15 protein-coding genes are annotated in these 14240 nt (G+C 71.8%); 7 read left to right on the forward strand and 8 right to left on the reverse strand.

Features of this window, described 5'->3' with window-relative positions:
- Positions 1 to 193: 193 nt before the first annotated feature.
- Both ACWIGU_RS42940 and ACWIGU_RS42945 read left to right on the forward strand, forming a co-directional pair.
- Positions 194 to 1021 (forward strand): DeoR/GlpR family DNA-binding transcription regulator, encoded by an 828-nt coding sequence (locus tag ACWIGU_RS42940; RefSeq protein ID WP_454407326.1) that lies wholly within the window; start codon positions 194 to 196, stop codon positions 1019 to 1021.
- A 66-nt stretch (positions 1022 to 1087) separates the two neighbouring features.
- Entirely contained in the window at positions 1088 to 1585 is a 498-nt protein-coding gene (locus ACWIGU_RS42945) for an SRPBCC family protein (RefSeq protein WP_454407327.1), read from the forward strand.
- Positions 1586 to 1601: 16 nt separating this feature from the next.
- On the opposite strand, the gene ACWIGU_RS42950 is transcribed toward ACWIGU_RS42945, so the two are convergent.
- A complete protein-coding gene (locus ACWIGU_RS42950) occupies positions 1602 to 2759 on the reverse strand; it encodes a PLP-dependent cysteine synthase family protein (RefSeq protein ID WP_454407328.1) in 1158 nt (385 codons plus the stop codon).
- Positions 2760 to 3065: 306 nt separating this feature from the next.
- Here ACWIGU_RS42950 and ACWIGU_RS42955 point away from each other — a divergent pair, with 306 nt between their 5' ends.
- Together ACWIGU_RS42955 and ACWIGU_RS42960 are read left to right on the forward strand one after the other, a co-directional pair.
- Positions 3066 to 3410 carry a hypothetical protein gene (locus tag ACWIGU_RS42955; protein WP_356287178.1) on the forward strand — a complete coding sequence of 115 codons (345 nt, stop codon included), beginning with the start codon at positions 3066 to 3068 and terminating at the stop codon, positions 3408 to 3410.
- 211 nt (positions 3411 to 3621) lie between these two features.
- Positions 3622 to 4140, forward strand: coding sequence for an ATP-binding protein (locus ACWIGU_RS42960; protein ID WP_454407329.1), 519 nt, complete (start codon positions 3622 to 3624; stop codon positions 4138 to 4140).
- A 62-nt stretch (positions 4141 to 4202) separates the two neighbouring features.
- Here the strand turns inward: ACWIGU_RS42960 and ACWIGU_RS42965 are convergent, their stop codons facing one another.
- From ACWIGU_RS42965 to ACWIGU_RS42975, 3 genes are read right to left on the reverse strand one after another with little or no spacing between them, the layout of a single operon-like run.
- Positions 4203 to 6764, reverse strand: coding sequence for an ABC transporter permease (locus ACWIGU_RS42965; RefSeq protein ID WP_454407372.1), 2562 nt, complete (start codon positions 6762 to 6764; stop codon positions 4203 to 4205).
- Positions 6765 to 6769: 5 nt separating this feature from the next.
- On the reverse strand, positions 6770 to 7558 hold the full coding sequence (locus ACWIGU_RS42970) for an ABC transporter ATP-binding protein (protein WP_454407330.1): 789 nt from the start codon (positions 7556 to 7558) through the stop codon (positions 6770 to 6772).
- Complete coding sequence (locus ACWIGU_RS42975; RefSeq protein ID WP_100598543.1) at positions 7555 to 7836, reverse strand: SHOCT domain-containing protein; 282 nt, start codon at positions 7834 to 7836, stop codon at positions 7555 to 7557. The genes ACWIGU_RS42970 and ACWIGU_RS42975 overlap by 4 nt, the downstream gene beginning before the upstream one ends.
- Before the next feature lie 183 nt (positions 7837 to 8019).
- Here ACWIGU_RS42975 and ACWIGU_RS42980 point away from each other — a divergent pair, with 183 nt between their 5' ends.
- Genes ACWIGU_RS42980 through ACWIGU_RS42990 form a run of 3 tightly spaced genes read left to right on the forward strand, consistent with a single transcriptional unit; the run spans position 8020 to position 10101 of the window.
- Positions 8020 to 8580, forward strand: a complete 561-nt coding sequence (locus ACWIGU_RS42980; protein ID WP_454407331.1) for a TetR/AcrR family transcriptional regulator — start codon at positions 8020 to 8022, stop codon at positions 8578 to 8580.
- 19 nt (positions 8581 to 8599) lie between these two features.
- Positions 8600 to 9184 carry a DUF4865 family protein gene (locus ACWIGU_RS42985; RefSeq protein ID WP_454407332.1) on the forward strand — a complete coding sequence of 195 codons (585 nt, stop codon included), beginning with the start codon at positions 8600 to 8602 and terminating at the stop codon, positions 9182 to 9184.
- Positions 9181 to 10101, forward strand: coding sequence for a phosphotriesterase family protein (locus ACWIGU_RS42990; RefSeq protein WP_454407333.1), 921 nt, complete (start codon positions 9181 to 9183; stop codon positions 10099 to 10101). Before ACWIGU_RS42985 ends, ACWIGU_RS42990 begins: the two co-directional genes overlap by 4 nt.
- Before the next feature lie 8 nt (positions 10102 to 10109).
- Here ACWIGU_RS42990 and ACWIGU_RS42995 read toward each other — a convergent pair whose 3' ends face one another.
- The 4 genes from ACWIGU_RS42995 to ACWIGU_RS43010 all read right to left on the reverse strand — a co-directional run bounded on the left by ACWIGU_RS42995 (position 10110) and on the right by ACWIGU_RS43010 (position 14223).
- Positions 10110 to 10700 (reverse strand): DUF1097 domain-containing protein, encoded by a 591-nt coding sequence (locus ACWIGU_RS42995; RefSeq protein ID WP_454407334.1) that lies wholly within the window; start codon positions 10698 to 10700, stop codon positions 10110 to 10112.
- 84 nt (positions 10701 to 10784) lie between these two features.
- Positions 10785 to 12035, reverse strand: a complete 1251-nt coding sequence (locus tag ACWIGU_RS43000; RefSeq protein ID WP_454407335.1) for an amidohydrolase family protein — start codon at positions 12033 to 12035, stop codon at positions 10785 to 10787.
- 107 nt (positions 12036 to 12142) lie between these two features.
- Positions 12143 to 13210, reverse strand: coding sequence for an acetamidase/formamidase family protein (locus tag ACWIGU_RS43005; protein ID WP_454407336.1), 1068 nt, complete (start codon positions 13208 to 13210; stop codon positions 12143 to 12145).
- Positions 13207 to 14223, reverse strand: coding sequence for a carbamate kinase (locus tag ACWIGU_RS43010; RefSeq protein WP_454407337.1), 1017 nt, complete (start codon positions 14221 to 14223; stop codon positions 13207 to 13209). The genes ACWIGU_RS43005 and ACWIGU_RS43010 overlap by 4 nt, the downstream gene beginning before the upstream one ends.
- Positions 14224 to 14240: the final 17 nt, after the last annotated feature.

Genomic DNA, 14240 nt, shown 5'->3' on the forward strand with positions numbered 1-14240 from the left:
GTGCGCGTGTGGTGCCGGAATCAGAATCCCCGCTCACGGCCGCGCTACGCATCCCTCGTCACCGAATCTCCCCCATCCGTGCCACCGCGCGCCATACTGCCGCGCGAGCGGGCAGTGGCCCGGTTGCCGGTGGCGCGTGCGAGGATGTGGCGACCATGGACGGCTGTGCCGAGGCGAAGGGATCCGACAGGACGTGAGCGAGAATCAGAACCTCCTCGCGGAGCAGCGCCGGGCCTTGATCCTCGACGAGGTCAGGCGCCGTGGCGGCGTCAGGGTCAACGAGCTCACGCGCAAGCTGGGCGTCTCCGACATGACGGTCCGCCGTGATCTCGACGCGCTCGCCCGGCAGGGCGTCCTGGAGAAGGTGCACGGCGGCGCGGTCCCCGTGGAGGAGGCAAGCACGCACGAGCCGGGCTTCGAGGCGAAGTCGGGTCTGGAGCTCAGCGCCAAGGAGGACATCGCGCGGACCGCCGCGGCCCTGGCGGCGCCGGGCACCGCCATCGCGCTGTCCGGCGGCACCACGACGTATGCGCTGGCCCACCACCTCCTCGACGTGCCGGACCTGACCGTGGTGACCAACTCGGTGCGGGTGGCGGACGTGTTCCACGGTGCGCAGCGCTCGTCGGGACAGCGGCAGGGCGCGGCGACCGTGGTCCTCACGGGCGGCGTGCGAACACCTTCCGATTCTCTGGTGGGGCCGGTCGCGGACCAGGCCATCGCGGCGCTCCACTTCGACGTGCTGTTCCTCGGTGTGCACGGCATATCGCTGGAGGCCGGCCTGTCGACGCCGAACCTGGCGGAGGCGGAGACGAACCGGCGCCTCGTGCAGTCCGCGCGCCGGGTCGTCGTGGTCGCCGACCACACCAAGTGGGGGACGGTGGGCCTGAGTTCGTTCGCCTCGCTCGACCAGGTGGACACGCTCGTGACGGACGCGGGGCTGCCCCCGGACGCGCGCGCGGAGATCTCGGAGGAGCTGCGGCTGGTCATCGCGGGCGAGCCCGGAACAGGTACAGACATCTGACGGTTCGCCAGCTATGGTGACCTCTGCCCGGTCAACCGCCCGATTCCGCTTGGGGGCTGAACGTCCATGGCACGCCGACTGAAGCCCGTGGGGCTCGAGTTCACCGAGTCCGCGCCGCTGCGCCTGGTCTTCGCCCGTGAGGTGTCCGCACCTCCGCAGGCGGTGTTCAGGGCGCTCTCCGAAGACGTGACGGGCTGGCCCGAGTGGTTCTCCGCCGTGACGCTCGCCCGCCCGACGGACGGCGGCGCGGGGCGCGAGGTGCGGCTCAGGGGCGGTACGCGCATGCGGGAGACCATCCTCGCGGCCGAGCCCGACACGGTGTACGCGTACCGGGTGGACGAGACCAACGCGCCGGGGATACGTGCCCTCGTCGAGGAGTGGCGGCTCACGCCGTCGGGCGTCGGCGGGACGCGGGTGCAGTGGACGTTCGCCGCGGACGGCGCCGCCGCTTTCCGGGTGGGCCTGCGGCTCGGCCGGGCCGGACTCGGCCGGGCGTTCCGTGACGCGGTGGCCGCACTCGACCGCAGGATCGCCGCCAACTCCCGGGACTCCAGGGCGAGTTGAGGAAGCTCCCGGGCCCTCAGTCGGCGCTCGGCCAGACTCCCGTGGCGAGCAGCGTCTCGATGGTCCGCGTGTACGGCGCGATGTCCATACCCTGGTGGGCCAGCCACTGGTCGGAGTAGTACTTGTCGAGGTAGCGGTCCCCCGGGTCGCACAGCAGGGTGACGACGCTGCCGGTCCTGCCCTCGGCCACCATCTCGGCGACGATCTTCAGTGCGCTCCACAGGCCCGTACCGGTCGAGCCGCCCGCCTTGCGGCCGATGGCGCCCTCCAGGGCGCGCACGGCGGCGACGCTCGCCGCGTCCGGCACCTTCATCATGCGGTCGATCGCGCCGGGCACGAAGCTCGGCTCCATGCGGGGCCTGCCGATCCCCTCGATGCGGGAACCGCAGTCGCAGGTGACGTCCGGGTCCCCGGTCGTCCAGCCCTCGAAGAAGCAGGAGTTCTCGGGGTCCGCGACGCAGATGCGGGTGTCGTGCTGCATGTAGTGGACGTACCGGGCGATGGTCGCGGAGGTGCCTCCGGTGCCGGCGGTGGCGACGATCCAGGTGGGCTCGGGGTAGCGCTCCAGTTCCAGCTGCCGGTAGATCGACTCCGCGATGTTGTTGTTGCCGCGCCAGTCCGTGGCCCGCTCCGCGTACGTGAACTGGTCCATGTAGTGGCCGCCGGTCTCGACCGCGAGGGCCGCCGACTCCTGGTACATCGTGCGCGAGTCGTCGACGAAGTGGCACCGGCCGCCGTGGAATTCGATCAGGCGGATCTTCTCGGAGCTGGTGGTACGGGGCATCACGGCGATGAAGGGCACCCCGATGAGCTTCGCGAAGTAGGCCTCGGAGACGGCGGTCGAACCGCTGGACGCCTCGATGACGGGGCGGCCGGGCCGGATCCACCCGTTGCACAGGCCGTAGAGGAACAGCGAGCGGGCGAGCCGGTGCTTCAGGCTGCCGGTGATGTGCGTCGACTCGTCCTTGAGATAGAGGTCGATGCCCCACTCCTCGGGGAGCGGGAAACGCAGGAGGTGGGTGTCGGCCGACCGGTTGGCGTCGGCCTGGACCTTTCGTACGGCTTCTTTGAGCCAGCTACGGTACGCGGCGTCCGTGTGGTCCACGTCCAGTGTGGGCACCGGTTCCGGCCCTTGGGGGATCACGGCTGACGGGTTCTGCCTAGGGGTACTCACCGCATGGCTCCTTAGCGTCGTTCCGAGCGCCGGTCCGACGCCGTCCACACCCGGCCGTCGTCTTTACGACCGGTCGGACGCCCCGATCATAAACACCTTCCGCACGCTTCTCACCTGCATAAACACCCCTTTGAGCAACTCAAAGGAACACCTGCCCCAGGGCGGGAACGGGCGTGCGGAGGAACAAAGGCGTGAGTCGGCCCTTCCCCTGCCGGGCGCACTCCCCCGCGCACTGGTGCGGACGCCTTCGTGCGGGCAGACTGCACCGCGGGGCCGGTGAGAGCTCACACCAAGGGGGCGGACGACATGGCGGAGCCGGAGTTCACGGCGACGGGTGTGCGCATAGGGCGACTGCTTCGCTCGCTCACCCGGGCAGGCGAGGTCCGCATCAAGGGCGGCCGTCTCGAACTGCTCACGAGTTACGGCAGCGAGATCGACAGCGCGCCGCTCCAGGAAGTCCGCGCCGGCAAGGCCTGGTTCGCGCCCGGCGACCGGGCGCTCGCCGATGTCGGCGGCAGGCGCTACCTGCTGAAACTCGGCGACGATCATGAGCCGGGCGACGCGGTACCCCGTCTCGCCGGCGAGAGCGGGCCGCCCACGACGCGTCGGTTCCTCGACGCGGTGCGCAGGGCGCGCGGCCGGCTGACGTAGCCGGCGGCGGACTGGGGGACTGCGTCCGCGAGTTGCAGGCTCGCACCCCCTGAGTCACTCTGGTCACACATCACTACTCAGGGTTTACCGGCGATAACGCTGCGAACCAGCCCGCCGGACACGCAGCAGGCGGGCCTCGGCCGACAACGCGACCCTCTGCTGGCTCGGTACTCCGCCTTCTTCCGGACCTTCAATTCGGGGAGTCGCAGCCGTGATCAGCCACCCAAGCAAGCACTGCACGGTGGAGCTCCAGGCCCTGCCGTCGCGGATCCGCCAGGTCCGCAGAATCGTATCGGCGCAGTTGCGCTACTGGCATCTGGATCCCCTGATCGACGAGGCCATGCTCGGCGTGACCGAGCTGCTGACCAACGTCCATCGGCACGCCGGTCCCGACAAGATGTGCACCGTCGAGATAGAGCTGCTGCGCGACCGACTCACGGTGTCGGTGCACGACCACGACCCGCACCTGCCGCAACTGTGCGACGCCGACCCGCTCTCGACCTGCGGCCGGGGCCTCGCCCTGGTCGCCGCGGTCAGCGAGAGCTGGGGCGCGCGTCCGCAGGGCGAGGACGGCAAGGTCGTGTGGTTCACGCTCCCCGCGCCACCGGCGGCGCTCCCGCTGCCGGCGATTCCCGAGTACCGGGTGGCGGACGTCTTCCCCGAGATGGACTCCCCGGCGGACCGCCGCGCGGCCCGACATGCTCCCGCCCGGTCGGCCGTTGTCGGCTGACCGGGCGGTGACCACCCCCTCGTACGGCACGGGCCACGTCACTCCTGACGGCACGGACCGCGTCACTCGGTGGCGATGGCCCGCAGCACGTCGAGGCGTGCGGCGCGGCGGGCCGGACGCAGGCCCGCGAGCGCTCCGGCGGCGAGGCCCACCAGGGCCACGACGACGAGCTGGAGCGGGGGCAGGGCGAACGCGAACGCGCTGTCGCTCGCACCGTCCGACGCCTCGACCAGGACCCAGCCGAGGAAGCCGCCGAGCACCAGGCCACCCGCGGTGCCGAACGCCGCGACCAGGACGGACTCCCACCGGACCATGGCCCGCAGCTGGGCGCGGGTCTGGCCGACGGCCCTCAACAGGCCCAGTTCACGGGTGCGTTCGTGGACGGCCAGGGTGAGGGTGTTGGCGATGCCGAGCAGAGCGATCAGCACGGCGAGGGCCAGCAGCGCGTAGACCAGGGTCAGCATCATGTCGATGCCGCCGGCGGACGACTGCGCGTACTCGTCGCGGGTCTGCACCTCCGGATTCCCGTACGCCTCCGCGACCTTGGACACGGCGGCCTTGCCGTCGGCCGTGCTCACGCCGTCCTTGAACGTGACGGCGATCAGGGTGTCGGAGTCCTGGGCGCGGTGCGGGGCCCAGGCCTCACGCGTGATGACGTAGTCCCCCGCGAGCTCCGACTGCCCGTAGACCGCGCGGACGGTGAAGTTCTGCTGCTTGCCGTCGGTGAAGGCCAGCCGGGCGGTGCTGCCCGGTTCCAGGTGCTGCTTGCCGGCCTCCTTGCGGTTGATCGCGATGCCGTCCGTGCCGAGGTCGCTCAGCGAGCCGCGGACGGTGCCCAGGTCGAAGGACCTGGCGAGCGCGGCCGGGTCGGTGACGGTGAGGGCGCGGCCCTCGCCGTCGACGTCCGCGACGCCCTTGCCCAGGCCCACGGCTGTCGCGACCTGCGGCTGCCCGGCGATGGCCGGGGCGAGCTTCGGGCTGAGGCCGCTGCCGCCCGCGCCGAACGACGGCGCGGACACGGCGATGTCACCGGCGAAGGAGCGGGACACCGTCTGGTCCATGGTCGCCTTCAGCGAGGCGCCGAAGACGGTGAACAGGGAGACGACGGCGACACCGATCATCAGGGCGCTCGCGGTGGCGGCGGTGCGCTTGGGGCTGCGCAGCGCGTTGCGCCGGGCGAGACCGCCGGTGACGCCGCGCAGCTTGTCGAGCGGGCTGCCGAGGACGCGTACGGCGCGCGACGAGGCGACGGGACCGAGCACCACGAACGCGACGAGGATCAGCACGCTGCCGAGGCCGGCGAGCCAGATGGACGGCGACGCGAGGACACCGGTCAGGGTGACGGCGACCGCCGCGACGCCCAGTGCCGTGCCGATGACGGCGCGGCGGCGCGAGGCCCCGGACTGGTCGACTGCCGTCTCGCGCAGGGCCGCGAGGGGTGCGGTGCGTCCGGCTCGTACGGCGGGCAGGAGCGCCGAGCCGAGACAGACGAGGATGCCGACGGCGAGCGGGAGCAGCAGGGACAGGCTGCTGATCACGAGAGCGCCGTCGGGGAACGGGAAGCCGATCGCGGGGAAGAGCGCCTGGAGCCCGGCCGCGATGCCGATGCCGCCGGCGAGACCGGCGGCCGACGCGAGGACGGCGACGGCGCTCGCCTCGACGAGCGTGGTGGCGGTGACCTGGCGGCGGGAGGCGCCGAGGGCACGCAGGAGGGCGTTCTCCCGGGTGCGCTGGGCGACGACGATCGCGAACGTGTTGTGGATCGAGAAGGTCGCCACGAGCAGGGCGATGCCGGAGAACACGAGGAGGAATGTGGTGAAGAGGGTCAGGAACTGGCCGGAGATCATGTCGGTGTTCTCCTGCGCCGACGCCTCACCGGTGATGGCCTCGACTCCCTTGGGCAGTACGGGAGTCAGCTCGCCGACGAGTTCCCGCTGGCTGGTGCCGGGGCCGGCCCGCACCTGGATGGACGCGGCCTCGCCGGGCTTCGGCGTGAGGTACTTCTCCGCGTCGGCCTGCGTCATGCCGGTGTACGTCACCTGGGCCATGCCGTCCTCGCCGCCGAACGTGGCGAGGCCGACGATCGTCACCTTGACGGGGTCGGGGGTGCGCAGGGTCGTGGTGTCGCCGATCTTGAGGTCGCCCTTTTTGGCGGCTCCACGGTTGACGACCACCTCGCCGGTCCTCGAAGGGGGGTGTCCTTCGGCCAGGCGGTACGGGTTGAGTTCGGGATCGGCGATCCAGTTGCCCGCGAGGGTGGGCGGGCCCTGGCCGCCGATCGCCTTGCCGTTGCTGCCGACGAGCTGGCCCGCGCCCTGGATGCCGGGCACGGCGGCGGCGACGCCCGGGGTGTCCGCGAGCTTCTTCGCGAGCGACGCGGCGACGGGCTGCCGGGTGCCCTGGCTCTCACCGGGGGTCGTGATCACGTTCGTGCTGCGGACGACGGCGTCGGTGCCGCTCGACGCGTTGCCGAACATGGTGTCGAAGCTGGCGCGCAGGGTGTCGCCCATGACCAGCGTGCCGGTGAGGAACGCGACGCCGAGCAGGACGGCCAGGAAGGTGCCGGCGAAGCGCCGCTTGTGGGCGCGCAGGGACGACAGGCTCAGGCGCGCGGAGGTGCTCACGGAGCTCATGACGGCGTCTCCCCCGCATGTCGTGCGCCGCCGGCCGCGTCGAAGGCCTTCATGCGGTCGAGGACCCTGTCCGGGGTCGGGTCCTGCATCCGGTCGACCAGGCGGCCGTCGGCGAGGAAGACGACCTCGTCGGCGTGGGCGGCGGCCACCGGGTCGTGGGTGACCATGACGACCGTGCGGTCCATCTGCCGTACGGCGCGGCCGAGGAGCCCGAGCACCTCCTCGCCGGAGCGCGAGTCGAGGTTGCCGGTGGGCTCGTCGGCGAAGACGACGTCGGGACGGCCCGCGAAGGCCCGGGCCACGGCGACGCGCTGCTGCTGTCCGCCGGAGAGTTCGGACGGCCGGTGGTGCAGGCGGTCGCGCAAGCCGACGATGTCGACCAGGGTGTCGATCCACTCCCTGGAGGCGGCGTCGCCCTTCGCGCCCGCGAGGTCCATCGGCAGGGTGATGTTCTCCGCGACCGTCAGCGTCGGCAGCAGGTTGAAGGCCTGGAACACAAAGCCGATGCGGTCGCGGCGCAGCAGGGTCAGGCGGCGGTCGTCGAGGGAGCTCAGGTCGGTGTCGCCGATGAAGGCGGAGCCGGCGCTGAGGGTGTCGAGGCCCGCGGCGCAGTGCATGAGCGTGGACTTGCCGGAGCCGGAGGGACCCATGATCGCGGTGAACCTCCCGGCCTCGAAGCCGACGCTCACGCCGTCCAGGGCCCGGACCGCGGTGTCGCCGCTGCCGTAGACCTTCACGGCGTCGACGACTCGGGCCGCGGTCCGGGTGAGGGTGGCGGTGGTCATTCCGCACCGCCCTTGGTGCGGCCGAACTCCTCGTTCAGGACGGAGCTGCGGCGCCAGTACTCGTCCTCGTCGATCTCGCCCGCGGCGAAGCGCCGGCCGAGCACGGTGAGGGGCGAGTTCTCGTCGGCGGCGGGCCGCCAGGGGCCGCCACGACGGCGTCCGCGCCACACGGTGCGGCGCAGCAGCGTGACGACGCCGATGACGACGGCCGCCCAGATCAGCGGGAAGAACAGGATCCACGGGCCGGGCCCGCCGTCCCAGTTCGCCAGGGTCTGCATGAGAGTCATCTCCTCGGAACGTGTGTTCACGCTTTCTCGATGACTCGAGACTCGCTCCGAAGGGGGGTCGAAGTCGTCGTACAGCCAGCGGCAGCGCGCGTACCACCGCGGGAGTACTGAGCCTGCTTCGGCCTACTCTCCTCGCTCTCGACTTCTGTACCTACTAGTATGTACAGTGACTTCATGAGCACTTCGGACCGGTTGATCGAGTCCACTCGCGAGCTCCTGTGGGAGCGGGGGTACGTGGGCACGAGCCCCAAGGCGATCCAGCAGCGCGCCGACGCGGGGCAGGGCAGCATGTACCACCACTTCGGGGGGAAGCAGGACCTCGCGCTCGCCGCGATCGAGCGGACGGCGCAGGAGATGCGGGCCACGGCCGCGGAGTCGTTCGGCGGCGCGGGCTCCGCGTACGCCCGCGTCGAGGCGTATCTGCGGCGCGAGCGCGATGTGCTGCGCGGCTGCCCGGTCGGCCGGCTCGCGATGGACCCGGATGTGATCGCGAGCGACGCGCTGCGCGCTCCGGTCGACGAGACGATCGACTGGCTGCGGGAGCAGCTCGCCGGGATCGTCGAAGAGGGCAAGGAACAGGGCGAGTTCGCGCCTTCGCTGGATGCCGAGGAGATCGCGGCGACGATCGTCGCGACGGTCCAGGGCGGCTATGTGCTGGCCCGCGCGTCGGGCTCGCCCGCCGCTTTCGACGCGGGGGTGCGCGGACTGCTCTCGCTGCTCGTACCCGCCGCCTGAGCCGAGGAGTGACACGACCGTGCACGCGATGCAGTACGAGATCACACTGCCCGCCGACTACGACATGGCCGTCATCCGCAAACGGGTGGAGACCAGGGGGCATCTTCTGGACGACTTCCCCGGACTCGGGCTCAAGGCCTATCTGATGCGGGAGCGCGGCGTCGCCGGGTCACCCGTGAACCAGTACGCGCCGTGCTATCTGTGGAACACCGCTCAGGGCATGAACTCGTTCCTGTGGGGGCCCGGTTTCCAGGGGATCGTGGACGACTTCGGGCGACCCGAGGTGCAGCACTGGGCCGGGCTCGCGTACGAAGAGGGGCCGGCCTCGCACGCCACCCCGAGGAGCGCGGTGCGCCGCCGGACACCCCTCACCGGGAGGGCGCCGCTCGCCGAAGTGACGGGCGCCGCCGTGCGCGACGCGGCCCGCATCGCCGGGCAGGACGGGGCCGTGTGCGCGGCGGTCGCCGTCGACCCGCGCCACTGGGAGCTGCTCACCTTCTCCCTCTGGGACCACGCGTCGCCGGACACGCCGGGCGACGTCTACGAGGTGCTGCACCTGAGCGCGCCCGAGCGCGACCAACTTCCCCGGGGGAGGCAGTGGTGACCGCGACCGTACGGACCGTGCTCGGGGATGTGGCTCCGGAGGAACTCGGCGTGTGCGACGCGCACGACCACCTCTTCTTCCGCAGCCCGCTGCTCCCCGGCCAGGAACTCGACGACGCGGCAGCCGCCGAGGCGGAACTGCGCGCCTACCGGGAGGCGGGCGGCGGCGCGGTCGTCCAGTGGACACCGCACGGGCTCGGACGACGGGCCGAGCTGCTGCCCGAGCTGTCGTCCGCGACGGGTGTACGCATCGTGGCCGCGACGGGACTTCATCAAGCCGCCCACTACACACCGGAATTGCTCGCCCGGCTGCGCCCCGTCCTCACCGACGTGTTCGTGCGGGAACTCACCGCGGGGATCGGCGACAGCGGTGTGCGGGCCGGGCTCATCAAGGTCGCGGGCGGCTTCCACGCCCTCGACGACCACGCGGTGTGGACGATGCGGGCCGCCGCCGAGGCCCATCACGCGACGGGCGCACCGATCGCCGTCCACCACGAGCTGGGTACGGGCGTACTCGACGTACTCGACCTGCTGTGCGGGGAGTTGGGGGTGGCGCCGGAGCGGGTCGTGCTCGGGCACCTCAACCGCTCCCCCGACTTCGCCGTGCACCGCCAGGCCGCAGAGTCCGGCGCGTATCTCGCCTTCGACGGGCCGTCGCGCGCCAACCACGCGACGGACTGGCGGATGCCGGACGCGATGGCGGCGCTCGCCGACGCGGGGTTCGGCGACCGGCTCCTGCTCGGCGGCGACACGACGACCGCCGGGGCGCGTTCGGTCAGCGGCGGGCCCGGGATGCCGTATCTGCTGCGCCGCGTCCGTCCTCGCCTCGAACTGGCCCTGGGCAAAGCGCTGGTGGACCGGATCCTCGTCGACAACCCGGGCAGGGCGTTCGCGGTGGAGCGGCTGCCCGGGAGGTGACGGAGGCCTTACTCGGCCTGTGCGCTACCGGCCGACGGTGTGCGGCCGTCGTGGTGCACGGGGCCCGCGGACGCCACGACCGACGTCGGCACCGGCGAGAAGATCGGGTACATGAGCCGGTTGGACAGATAGGCGAAGACCGGCCCGAGCGCGTTCATCGCGACCACGCAGACCCACGCCGCCCAGATGTTGCCCGGCTTGTAGCCGAAGCCTCCGAAGAACGTGGCGAAGTAGCTGGCGAAGCCGAGGAACATGCCGGGAATCAGCGAGAACGCCTTGATGCGGCCCGTGTACATCAGGACGGTGTTGACGACCATGATCACCAGGGCCAGCACGGCGTTCCTGGCGAACTGGCTGTCGCCGAACGCCGTGCCCGCGTGCTGGTCGATCAGCACGATGATCAGGGCGAAGGCGGAGCCGGCGGGCATCGTGCACCACAGCCTGCGTGCGTTCGCCCAGCTCGGCCCTCCGAGAGCGAAGACGGCCGCCCACGAGATGAAGATCGCCCAGGGCGGGAGATGGAGCGCGGTCCCTCCGATGAACGCCGTCAGACCGGCGAGTACGGAGGCAACGATTTCGTGAGAGAGGCGTTCGCGCATGGGGATTCCTCTGCTGGAGTCGGATGGCAGAGCGCGGTGCCGTGCGGGGGCGCGTGGGGGGCTGTTGGGGGTGCGACGGGGGGCTCAGTGGACGAGGAGTTCGCTGGTCCTGACCGTGCGGGCCACCACCTTTCCCGCCTTGATGACATGGGCGCGTTCGGGCCGGTCCAGGACGATGTCGTCGTAGACCTGCGTGTCGAGGACCACCAGGTCGGCGCGGGCGCCGGGCCGCACGCCGTAGTCGTCGGCGACCCCGACGACGCGGGCCGCGTCGTGCGTGACCATGCGCAGCACCCGGTGGAGGTCGGCGGGCCCGGACAGATGGCCGGTCTGCGCCAGCAGGAGCGCCGTGTCCAGGGGGTCCGCGCGCCCGAACGGGGTGAAGGCGTTGCGGATGTTGTTGGAGGAGCAGGCGGCGAGCACGCCGTGGTCCCACAGTTCTCGGACCGGGGCAATCCCCCGCCGGACCGACCGGGTGTCGCGTCGGCCACCGAGGTGCAGGTCGGTCGCCGGGAGCGGCACGACGGCGACGCCCGCGTCGGCGAGTGCCGCCATCGCCCGCGCCCGGTCCGCCGGCTCCCGGCCGCCGAGCGACGTCATATGGCCGAGCGTCACCCGGCCTCCCAGGCCCCGTCGCACGGTCTCACCGGCGATGAACTCGGCGAGCGCGTACCGGGGGTCGGACGCGTCGTCGGCGAAGTCGGCGTGCAGATCGGCCGGGACTCCGTGCTGTGCGGCGAGGTCGAGTACGAGCTCGACGTGGCGGCGGCAGTCGTCCAGGGTGCCCTCGTTGTACGTGCAGCCGCCCACCACGTCGGCGCCCGCCGCCAGCGCCGCGATCAGCAGCTTCTCGGTGCCGGGTGAGCGCAGGACGCCCTCCTGGGGGAACGCCACGATCTGGAGGTCCACCACATCCGCGTACTCCTCTCGGAGTTGGAGCACGACCTCGACGCCGAGCAGCCCAGCGATCGGGTCGACGTCCGGATGGGCGCGGATCACCGTCGTACCGTTGAGGACCGCCGCCTCGAGGACGCGCCGCGCACGCGCCAGTACGTCCTCGTGGGTGAACGCGCTCTTCAGTTCGCCGGTCACCGCGATCGCTCCGGCGAGGGTTCCGTCGGGGTTGCTTCGTACGCCGTCCAGGAGGGCCTTGTCGAGATGCAGATGCGGTTCGACGAAGCCGGGCAGGACAACCCGGCCCGCGCAGTCGATCACCTCGTCGGCGTCCTGGCCCGAGGCGTCCCCGACGGCTCGCACCCGGCCGCCGTCGATCACCACGTCGCAAGGCGACCGGGCGTCCTCGACGCGTGCTTGACGCAGTATCAGTTGAGGCATACGGGCTCCCGGTGGGTGGATGGGCGGGGGCGGATGCGGGGGGACTGGCATACGCGGCAGGTGCGATCAGCCGCGATCGGACGGGATGGATACCGGATGCAACTGGATCAGTCAGGGAAGTCCGCCTTGCGGATGAGGCAGTGCACTCCCTGGACCTGGTCGACGACCTGCGAGATCTCGAAGTCCGCCGCCGCGCTCAGGTAGGCGTACGCGGCCGGCCCGTCCATCCCGAAGCGGTCCGTGAGGAAGCGGACGGCGGCGCGGACCGCTTCCCGCATCGCCTCGCCGAGGTCCTCGTGCAGCCCCACGGGGATCCAGTGCCGGTCGGTCTCGCCGAAGGGATGCGTGAGGGCCGCGGCGGCCGCACGGGCCCGTGGGCCCTTGAGGAGGGTGAGCCGGAATGTGGCGCGCAGCGGCGCCTCCAGGGCGGTGAGGGCGACTTCGCCGTTGCCCTGGGCGTAGTGCGGATCTCCGGTGTAGAAGCCCGCCCCGGCCGTCTGTACGGGCAGGTAGAGCGCGGAGTGCGTCGCGAGGTCCTTGATGTCGAGGTTGCCGCCGTGCCGTCCTGGTGGCACGGAGTGCTCCGGCTCGTCCGTGTCGGTGGCCACGCCCATGATGCCCATGAAGGGCCGCAGCGGGAACCGGGCCGCCGCCCGGCCGTTGCCGTAGCGGATCACGCCGACGTCCCGGCCGGCCGCACGCTCCACCGCGCAGAAGGTGAACTCCGGCCCTGTGCGGGCGAATTCATCGGGCAGGGCGCCACGGCCGTGCCGACTGGAGATGACGCCGTAGTCGGCGCGCCGGTGCAGGGACAGCACTTCGGCCTTGAGGAGGTCGCCCGGCTCGGCGCCCTTGATGTGGACGGGCGCACTGACGACGTGAGGCCCGTCCCCGTCCGGGTCCCGTGGCGGGGGTGACTTCGCCAACAGGCGGGCGTCGGAGAGCACTTCGGTCGCGGCGATGCCGTACCGCCCGAAGAAGGCCGCCGGATCGCGCCCCTGGTCCTCCAGGATGCCCTCGTGCGAGACGGTGTCGAAGGTGACGCTGTCGCCGGAGTCGATCGTGAGTGCCGGCGCGGTGGTGCGGCACGGCAGCCGCCCCCAGCCGGCGGTCTCCGGTGTGGCACGCAGATAGTGCGTGCCGTCGATCGGGCCCTGTCCCGCTTCGAGTATCACTGCGGCCTCCCTGCCGTGACGGTGCCGTTGAAGGGTTCTTCGGTGGTCCGCGCCGGTTCGCCGGCGAGCCAGGTGCCGGCGCGCCCGTCGAGAGCGGCGCCGAGCTGCTGCGGTGAGGCGATGAGCACCTGACGGCCGGGGGCACCGCGCAGGAAGTCGAGGGCGGCTCGGATCTTGGGGCCCATGCTGCCCGGCGGGAACTGGCCCTGCGCCAGGAGACGTTCGGCCTCGTCGTGGGTGAGCCGGTCCAGGTAGCGCTGCGTGGGCCGGCCGTGGTCGACGGCGACGCGTTCCACTCCGGTGGTGATGACCAGCAGGTCCGCGCCGAGATGCGCCGAGGTCAGGTCCTTGTCGATGACGGCTTCGACGCCCCGGTAGCCGCCCTCGGTCTCTACAAGGGGGATGCCGCCGCCACCGCCCGCGATCACCGTGAATCCGGCCGAGGACAGCGCTCGCACGGCCTCCGTCTCCAGGATCCGGCGCGGCCGGGGCGACGGGACCACGCGCCGCCGGCCCCGCGCGTCCTCCTCCGCCACGGTCCAGCCGTGGCGGTGCGCCAGCTCCTTTGCCCTGGCCGGCGGGTAGAAGGATCCGATGCGTTTGGCCGGGCGGCTGAACGCCTCGTCGTCCGCGGTGACCACGGTGTGGGTGATCAGCGCGGCGACCCGGTCATCGGCGCGACCGAGCGGCCGGAGGCGGCCCGCGATCGCGGTCGCCAGGATGGATCCGAGGCCGCCCTGCGAGTCGGCCACACACATGTCGAGGCCGACAGCGGGCAGTTCGGGCGCCAGCGCCGCCGCGAGGTCCCCGCGGCGCTTGATGAATCCGACCTGAGGGCCGTTGCCATGGGTGACGACAACCCGCCACCCCGTGTCGGCCAGCGCCACGACGGGGGACGCGAGCCGGCGTGCGGCCTCGACCTGTTCGGCGACGGTGGCGTGGGTGCCACCGCGCAGCAGCGCGTTGCCGCCGATGGCGACCACCGCTGTCCTCGGCACGGATCGGGGAGTCATGCGAGTCACCGTAAGAG

This window comes from Streptomyces sp. NPDC055400 (assembly GCF_053644375.1).